Origin of the sequence: Nocardia sp. NPDC049220, from assembly GCF_040647855.1 — a bacterium.
Classification (GTDB): Bacteria; Actinomycetota; Actinomycetes; order Mycobacteriales; family Mycobacteriaceae; genus Nocardia.
In genome coordinates this window covers 433,538-441,190 of sequence record NZ_JBEZDA010000001.1, presented here as the reverse complement: position 1 = coordinate 441,190, position 7,653 = coordinate 433,538, and the positions used below count along the sequence as shown (strand labels likewise).

Sequence of the window (7,653 nt, the reverse complement as noted above, 5' to 3'; positions counted from 1 at the left end):
TAGGTGAACCACCCGCGCATCCCGGCTCACCAGGCCGAGTCTTTGAAGTCCAGCTCGCGCCGACCGTCGTGCCGCTGCGCATGCGGCTGGCCGGGATCCTCGTCGACCTGCCGCTCGGCCGATCGCGGCGGTGCTGTCGACACCTTCGGGGTAACCGGCGTGTAGCTGCCCAGATCGGGCAGGTCCGCGACGATGTCGGTCAGCTTCGGCAGCCGGGCCCGCTGCTCGAGCAACGGGCGCTGGATCTCGGCCAGCTGTCGGGCCAGGTCGGCCTTCGCGGCTTGCGCCGCAGACGTGACCGCCGCCGCGATCTCGACATAACCGAGGTCGTCGATGTCGTCGGCGAACCGCGTCTCGATGACGGTGCCCTCGGCATTGAGAGACACGGTAACCCGGCGCTGCTGCGCCTCTCCGGTCGCCACCACCGCGGCGGCGCGTTGCTGAATCCGCGCGATCTCACCCATCTGCTCGTGAAATCCCTCCACGAGGTCGGCCAGTTGAGACTTGAAGTGTTCGTTCGTCATTGCTCAGCCGCCCCTGCCCATCCGCCATCGGAAGCGCTGTTCGAACCCTGCGGCGTAGACCGAAGGTGGCGTAGACGACGAGGAGCGTTCCAGCACACCGTCATCGGCGACGTAGAAGATCGCGCGTCCCAACCTGACCTCCTCCGGCGCCGGGACATGAACCATCCAACCGACACCGACCCGGCTGGCCACCAACCCGGACACCGGGTAACCGGGCGTCTCGAGTCCCCGTTCCAGGATGTGGTCGCGCACAGTGGCGATGGCAACGTCCTCCAGCAGTGGGGTCGACCGCACCGTGGCGAGGCCCGCGGCGTCGAATTGCGCATAGGCAGCGTCGATGTCGAACCGTTCGGCATCGACGAACAGCGCCACCACCGCCTCCCGCGTAACCGAGCCGACCTCGGCCGATCCGACGACCGTTACGGCGGCATCCTGGATCTCGTCCGCCGGACGCGGAGCCCCTGTCTCGCGGACCAAGTCGACCACCTGATCCACCACGGTGTCTTCGTTCCACAGGTCGGGCAGCGCGACCTGTGCGGGCGCGGGTTCCGGCGATTCGCCGCGGCGCCACGCCCCGGACTGCCACCAGTAACAGAACGACAGCATTCCGGTTGCCGCCCGCGGGTTCAGCACCGCGCTCGTCACCCAACTCGGCGCCCCCGCGTACAGATCCGGCAATGCCGCCTCACCGTGATAACCCGCCGCGAGTTCGGGCGAGTCCACTCGCCCGCCGGACAGCACCGCCCGGTCGCCGGACAGCAGATACAGCGTCGCACCGTTGTGGTCGCCGTCCTCGAACCAACCCAACGACGGCAGGATCCGCGGACCGTGCTCGGACCCAGCGGCGACGCGGGCGGCCGTCAGCGTTGCCCAGCGAGCCCACAGCGCCCGCAACGACGGCAGTCCCGCCACCGAACGTGCCATGCCGGCTCGATCCGCGGCTACCGCGGCTTGCTTGGGCGTGCGGACCTGGTGTCCGGTGTTGTCGATGTGCGCGGCGAGCCAGGTCGGCAGCCGACGGGGAAACGCCGCCAGATCCGCACGATAGGCGGCGGCTGGAAACAGCTGCTCGGGCGGAAACGGAGTATCTCCATAGTCGTACTCCACCTCGAGTCGACCCCCCTTGGTGAGCGACAGCACCAACCGAAGCCACGGACCATCGCCCAATTCCGCAGACAATGCACGCAGTTCGCGAACCGCGTGCACCGTCGGCTCCGGTGGTGCCGCCCGCACCGACCGCTCCCCGTCGGTGTAGATCAGCTCGGCTGCCTCATCGGCGACGGTGAGCGCGAACATGCCGTCCAGACGCTGCCACCCCTCCGGGCCGATCGCCGCCAACTCACGGGCGATGCGGTGGGACAGTTTGCGCGCCTTCTCGGCCGGATCCGCCGCACCCACGCCACCTAGACTGAATTTCTGATCCGGCTCGCCGGCAGTCGGGTCCTCGCTCATCGGTCGTCGCTCATGCCCTACGCCGGAATCCTTCGGCGTTCTTGTCTTCCCATGCCTGCAGGTAGTGCGCCGACTCGGTCTGGGCGTCGGACATGTCGCCGAATGTCTTCGCCAGACCCGGCAGCGCTCCTGGCTTTCCGTCACCGCTGCGATCCAGTAGCTCGTCGCGATTGGGCACATAGGACTTGGCGAACTCGGTGCCGTAACTGTCGTCACCCCACGGCTCGCCCAACGCCTCCGTATTGTTTTTCACGGTGGCGAGAATGTCGGCGACCTTGTCACGCAAGTCCTCGGCACTGTGGGCGGCCTTGTGCAGTTTGGCGATCGTGACCTTCACGTCGGCGGCCATCGGACCTCCTCATGGCAGGCAATGAGTTGAGTACGTCGAGCACAGTGGAGCACCCGCCCGCCACGACCGCCAAGTGTTCTCACTATTGGGAGGCCGCGGCCCGCATATCGTCGTTGAACCGCTGATATTCGGCACTGACACAACGCAGCTTGACACTGCCGAGCAACGCCGACACGTGCACGAGGGCAGCAGGTTTCAGCTCCCAGATCAGCTCTGGGTACTCGCCTTCCGCACGCCGCGTCGGCTCCCCCAATACCTCGGTCACCCTGGCGCCCACCGTGCCATACGCCTGCGCGACGAACTCCGATACCCCATCGGTATCCGGCTCGAACGAGTCGGTGACGTTGACGGTCACCATGCCCACCCGACTGCCGAAGAAGGTGAACCGGGCCTCCGGCCGATTCACCGCTATCTCGGTGCGGGCCACCACACCTGGCCGGGCAACCTCCGCCAGGGACCAGCCCTGCGCGGCGCACAGTCGCTCGACATCGGCCAATCCCCAGGTCCAGTCGAATTCCCCGGCCGCGGCGACGAACACCGCCACCGCGTCGAGGTCTACCCTCGCGTCCATCCGCTCACCGTAGCCGCCCGCGCGGCGCACTGCTTCCCGATCAGTCAACGCCCTGCACCTCCGGTCTGGCTCAGCGTTGCCCGAAGACGATTGTGCGAGGTGTACCCAGGGTGTGCTGGGTCGACGGATCAGTCGCGCCGCTGGGCAGATCGTCGACGAACTTGGGTCCGACAATGACCGAATGCCGTCGACGCCGGCGCGGTCTGGGCCGGCTATAGCGCGCGAGATCCTGGATCACTCTGCCGGCCCGGTCATACCCGACACCGGCCCAGACCATCTCGCGCGGCGGCCAGCCCAGTTCCACCATGTGCGCGGCACGGCGGGCGCACGGCGCACGCAGCGGGCACCGCAGGCAGATCTGCCTCGATTCCATCCAGGTCTCGGACGTTCCGGTGCCGAGATCCCATCGTTCTGGCTGCTCGGCGCACGGTAGCAATCCGGACGGCGGCGTCGACATCGGAGCAGTCATGGCTTCTCGTCTCGTGCGACTCGGGGACGGGACGGCGGAATCGGGGAGCACACATCCAGATTCGCGGCTGCGACCCGTGCGTGGGCAGTAGGGAGATCCCTGCATCGCCGCCCCCACCGACACCGTCGGGCACACAGATCGGCGGCGCTGTGCGAGGAAGCGGGGCCCCCGTCGACCACCGGGTCTCCTCCGCCGGCGATGCCGAGTCCGCGGTCCACGGGCCCCCGGCACGTGCGGATTCTGGAGTTCATGGCATAGTGGTCTATTGAGATCGGGCTTATCGAAGTGATCTGCACGGCTCACCTACAGAAAAGAAGTTGTCAATACCATGGCTCAAGGCAGTGTGAAGTGGTTCAACGGCGAGAAGGGCTTCGGCTTTATCGCTCAAGACGGAGGCGGCCCTGACGTCTTCGTGCATTACTCGGCCATCACTGGCTCGGGTTTCAAGTCCCTCGACGAGGGCCAGCGGGTGGAGTTCGAGGTAGGCCAGGGCCAGAAGGGTCCGCAGGCCCAGGACGTCCGCGCTATCTGATCCAGCGTGACTTGTAGAGGCTCCGCACCATCGAGGTGCGGGGCCTTTCTTGTTCGGGTAGCGGCGCGCGCCGTGCCCGACAGCTCGTCACGCGGCGGCGCCGCCCGATCCGGGTTCCGTGCGCGCCGGTAGGAACGGCGTCGCATCGGGTGACAGCCCTTGCTCGATGCCGCGGGCACGCGCCAATTCGGCATCGAACGCCGCGCCCATCAGCATCGCGAGATTCGTGATCCACAGCCACACCAGGAAGACCACCGCGGCGGCCCATGATCCGTACACCTTGTTGAACGAGCCGAAATTGGCGACGTAGACCGCGAATCCCGCTGAGGCGGTGATCCAGACGATGACCGCGAGCACACTTCCCGGCGTCAGCCAGCGGAATCCGGGATGCCGAACGTTCGGCGCGGCCCAATACAGCAGCGCGCACACCAAACTCACCAACACAGCCAACACCGGCCACTTGAGCACGTCCCACACACGGACACCCACCGCACCGACACCCAGCCACCCTCCGACCTCACGAGCGACGTCTCCGGTGGCGACCACCCCGACCGTGCACGCCGCGACAACGACCAGCATCACGACGGTCAATCCCAGCCGCAAATGCACCGTCTTCCAGATCGAACGGCCTTCATCGATCTCGTAGATCGAGTTCGCGGCGCGAATAAACGCGCCCAGGTAGGCGGAGGCGGTCCACACCGAGACGGCCAAACCGGCTATCGCCAAAGGCCCCGACAGCGAACGCGCACTCTGCAGATTCTTGATCGCATCGACGAGCAGGGCTGTACCACTGCCCGGTCCGATCTGCTCAACGGTATCGATCAGCGATTCTGTCGAGCTGGGTCCCAGCATGCCGAGAAGCGCCGTGAGCACCAACAGCCCGGGAAATAGCGACAGCACACTGTAATAGGTCAGCGCCGCGGCCCAGTCCGTGAGTTTGTCCGACCACACCGCACCAATCGTCCGCCACAGCGCACCCCGCCAGGATCTCCATCGAAGATCCATCGGGCTCGATACCCGCTCGACAGTCATTCCCGCACCTCCCGGCCAGCACGCGGATACCCGGACACCGTCATCCAAAACACCTGGCCGACTGTAGTTTGCGTGCCGCGGGCACCTTGATCCCGGATCGGCTCGGCCCATAATGCTCGGCCGTGCCCGTCGCCGCCGGCATGGCCCGCACGCCAGGACTTGTGTCGCCACCGCGGCGGTGCGCGGGAGCGAACTCGATCGTGATCACGCGCGCAGCGCGCGCCGGGATATCCCTATTTCGACTACCCGCGCCCATTTCGGTGGGTCGTCCGGAACATAATCGGGATCGTATTCGCGACACGAACTTTCCCGACGGAACAGCCCGACCACCGTCCGACACCCTGGCCGTCCAGTCGGCCACGGTGTCTCGCCGTCGGTCAGCACGACGAGCACATCGGGACGCGGGCGGGCCCGTAGCGCTTCGGCGAAACCCGTGCGCAGATCGGTACCCCCACCGCCCACCAAGGGGATCCCCTCGGCACGACACAGCGGATATACGGTTTGTGCCGCGGCGTCACACGACAGCACGGTGACAAGGTCGCGCCGACCGCCGACGGCACGGGAGATAGCGGCCACTTCGAGCAACGCGCTGCCCAGTTCCGCGTCACTGACCGACGCTGAGGTATCGATGATCACGCTGACCCGAGGTGGTGTGCGCCGCAGGCTCGGCAACACGACGCCGGGCACCCCGGCCGAGCGCCGTGCCGGCCGAGCATACGTATAGTCCTCGCCGACACCGGGGGCGGAGGCCGCTGAGCGGATGGCCGCTCCCAGTAGATCCCGCCATGGCTGTGGTGGGTGCAACGCCTCGTCGGCTCAGCGCCGCCATCCCTGCGGCGCGCTCCCCGGACGCCCGACGATGCCGTGCGCCACGCGGAATCGGACCGCGTCGCGCTCCTGTTCGCTCAGTCCGTCCGCGCCATCCGGCCCCAGCTCCCACTCGCGGTCCAGCCCATCGGCGCCACTGCCGCAGTCGATCCAGGCCGTCTCGTACGTATGCTTGTCGAGGCGGAATCGGCGCAGGTAGTCCTCCATGAGTTCTCCTTCGGGCAAACCCAACGTCGCCGGCACGACGGCCCCCTCGGGCTGGACCAACCCGTCATCGAACGCGTCGTCGTTGATCTCGGCGTCCGCGGCGATGTTCATCCGCAGTCGCTGCGCCGGGCCGGTCAGATCGTGCTCGCGGGCGAATCGGTCGCTACGACCGTGGTGGTCGCGCAGCAGATGCGACACCTCGTGCACGAGTACCGAAGCCAGTTCCTCCACCGGCCTGTGATCCACGAACGTGGGCGACACGTAGCACCGCCAGTGCCGGTCGACGCCCATCGTCGGCACTCGTCGCGACTCGACGATGTGCAGCGCGTACAGGGCGGTGGCCAGGTACGGCCGGGCCCGAACGGCGTGCAGGCGAGCTGCGAAGAGTTTGTCGAAGTCCAACTTCGGAGGGTTCGGCGTCATCGGCCGGCCTTCGCGGCGACGCGGGCCGCGGCCCGATCCGCCGCCTGGGACACCGACACCATTCCGGCGAGTTGTTCGATCGACGCCGGCACATCCCAGTTCTCCCGGCGCAGCGTGGCGAGGGTGGTTGCGGGGACGACCACCAGATCCGGTGCTCCGGTTTCCACCGCCTTGACCAGCAGCGCCCAGGCCGCGTCCCAGCGCGCTTTCACCGGGTGTCGACGGACAGCGGCCACCACTCCATCGAGCACGGCTTGGCGCAGATCGCCGCGCTCGGGCAGGACGGCGGCGGCCGGATCGGCGAGCAGCACCTCGGGGTCCGGGAGATCCATCCGATCGATGCCGGCCAGCAATTCGAAGCCGGGGCCATCTCCCACGGCGCCCCGGACCAGCAGGGAGAGCACAGCCCTGGAAGAACCCGCGGCGGTGGCGAAGGCGATCAGTCGCAGTGCCATATCCCAACTCCGTGGTGATGGCCAGGCACCGCCACGACGCGTCTCCGTGCTGGGTAACTGATGCACGAGTTTGGGGCGGGCCGCGAGGAGCCCGCACACCGCGTTTCGGGCGAAAACCACTGCCTCCGAGAATTTTTCCGGTTCGAGTCGCGGCAGTGTCGCGCGCGGCCAGGTCCCGCCGAGGCCGCGGACGACCACGTCGTGGTCATGGGTCCAGTGCAGGTGCACGAACCGGTTGGCCAGCGGCGGGCTCAGCTCCCAACCATCGGCTGCCGACGAGCGCGGGTTGGCGGCAGCCACGACGCGGACACCCGGCGGCAAGTGGAGTGCACCGATCCGCCGCTCCAGGACGAGGCGGAGCAGGGCGGCTTGCACGGCCGGCGGCGCTGTCGACAGCTCGTCCAAGAGCAACAGCCCTCGACCGGCCCGGACGAGTCGTACCGCCCAGTCCGGCGGCGCCATCGGGACACCGTGCTCGGCGGGGTCGTCTCCGATGATGGGCAGACCCGAAAAATCCGACGGCTCATGCACACTCGCGATAACGGTGGTCAGCGGGAGATCCAGGGACTCGGCGAGTTGGGTCAGGGCGGCGGTCTTACCTATGCCTGGCTCGCCCCAGAGGAGCACCGGTAGGTCCGCGGCCACAGCCAGCGTCAAGGCCTCCAGCTGGGTGTCGGGGCGCGGTTCGATGGTTACCTCGCCCAACAGGGTCAGCAAGTCGCCGGCGAGGTCGAGTTGGGCGGCGTTGGCTCGCTCCGCGAGGGGAGCGCACGGGGTATGTGCGGGCATGTGTGAATCACCTTTGAGTTGC

At 67.5% G+C, this 7,653-nt stretch carries 8 protein-coding genes and 1 pseudogene; 1 reads left to right on the top strand and 8 read right to left on the bottom strand.

Annotation, left to right across the window (positions count from 1 at the left end; translation table 11 throughout):
* Window positions 1–26: 26 nt before the first annotated feature.
* The 5 genes from AB0C34_RS01930 to AB0C34_RS01910 all read right to left on the bottom strand — a co-directional run bounded on the left by AB0C34_RS01930 (window position 27) and on the right by AB0C34_RS01910 (window position 3,365).
* The gene (locus AB0C34_RS01930; RefSeq protein ID WP_357066491.1) at window positions 27–524 is read right to left on the bottom strand and encodes a YbaB/EbfC family nucleoid-associated protein; all 498 of its coding nucleotides are present in this window, start codon (window positions 522–524) and stop codon (window positions 27–29) included.
* Window positions 525–527: 3 nt separating this feature from the next.
* Window positions 528–1,976, bottom strand: coding sequence for a hypothetical protein (locus AB0C34_RS01925; RefSeq protein WP_357066489.1), 1,449 nt, complete (start codon window positions 1,974–1,976; stop codon window positions 528–530).
* A 10-nt stretch (window positions 1,977–1,986) separates the two neighbouring features.
* Window positions 1,987–2,325: a hypothetical protein gene (locus tag AB0C34_RS01920; protein WP_357066487.1), complete on the bottom strand. Its 339-nt coding sequence runs from the start codon at window positions 2,323–2,325 to the stop codon at window positions 1,987–1,989.
* Between the two features lie 82 nt (window positions 2,326–2,407).
* Window positions 2,408–2,944, bottom strand: coding sequence for a DUF6301 family protein (locus AB0C34_RS01915; protein WP_357066485.1), 537 nt, complete (start codon window positions 2,942–2,944; stop codon window positions 2,408–2,410).
* Between the two features lie 22 nt (window positions 2,945–2,966).
* A complete protein-coding gene (locus AB0C34_RS01910) occupies window positions 2,967–3,365 on the bottom strand; it encodes a hypothetical protein (protein ID WP_357066483.1) in 399 nt (132 codons plus the stop codon).
* Window positions 3,366–3,693: 328 nt separating this feature from the next.
* Between AB0C34_RS01910 and AB0C34_RS01905 the strand changes: the two genes are divergently transcribed.
* On the top strand, window positions 3,694–3,897 hold the full coding sequence (locus tag AB0C34_RS01905; protein ID WP_357066481.1) for a cold-shock protein: 204 nt from the start codon (window positions 3,694–3,696) through the stop codon (window positions 3,895–3,897).
* Between the two features lie 87 nt (window positions 3,898–3,984).
* On the opposite strand, the gene AB0C34_RS01900 is transcribed toward AB0C34_RS01905, so the two are convergent.
* The 3 genes and pseudogenes from AB0C34_RS01900 to AB0C34_RS01890 all read right to left on the bottom strand — a co-directional run bounded on the left by AB0C34_RS01900 (window position 3,985) and on the right by AB0C34_RS01890 (window position 7,631).
* Window positions 3,985–4,929 (bottom strand): YihY/virulence factor BrkB family protein, encoded by a 945-nt coding sequence (locus AB0C34_RS01900; RefSeq protein ID WP_357066479.1) that lies wholly within the window; start codon window positions 4,927–4,929, stop codon window positions 3,985–3,987.
* Window positions 4,930–5,133: 204 nt separating this feature from the next.
* Window positions 5,134–6,387, bottom strand: a pseudogene (locus AB0C34_RS01895) (VWA-like domain-containing protein).
* Window positions 6,384–7,631: a MoxR family ATPase gene (locus AB0C34_RS01890; RefSeq protein WP_357066477.1), complete on the bottom strand. Its 1,248-nt coding sequence runs from the start codon at window positions 7,629–7,631 to the stop codon at window positions 6,384–6,386. The pseudogene AB0C34_RS01895 and the gene AB0C34_RS01890 overlap by 4 nt, the downstream one beginning before the upstream one ends.
* Between the last annotated feature and the right edge of the window lie 22 nt (window positions 7,632–7,653).

Coding starts and splice junctions, on each gene's coding strand:
- AB0C34_RS01930 (WP_357066491.1), bottom strand. CDS start 524: ATGACGAACGAACACTTCAAGTCTCAACTGGCCGACCTCGTGGAGGGA.
- AB0C34_RS01925 (WP_357066489.1), bottom strand. CDS start 1,976: ATGAGCGAGGACCCGACTGCCGGCGAGCCGGATCAGAAATTCAGTCTA.
- AB0C34_RS01920 (WP_357066487.1), bottom strand. CDS start 2,325: ATGGCCGCCGACGTGAAGGTCACGATCGCCAAACTGCACAAGGCCGCC.
- AB0C34_RS01910 (WP_357066483.1), bottom strand. CDS start 3,365: ATGACTGCTCCGATGTCGACGCCGCCGTCCGGATTGCTACCGTGCGCC.
- AB0C34_RS01905 (WP_357066481.1), top strand. CDS start 3,694: ATGGCTCAAGGCAGTGTGAAGTGGTTCAACGGCGAGAAGGGCTTCGGC.
- AB0C34_RS01900 (WP_357066479.1), bottom strand. CDS start 4,929: ATGACTGTCGAGCGGGTATCGAGCCCGATGGATCTTCGATGGAGATCC.
- AB0C34_RS01890 (WP_357066477.1), bottom strand. CDS start 7,631: ATGCCCGCACATACCCCGTGCGCTCCCCTCGCGGAGCGAGCCAACGCC.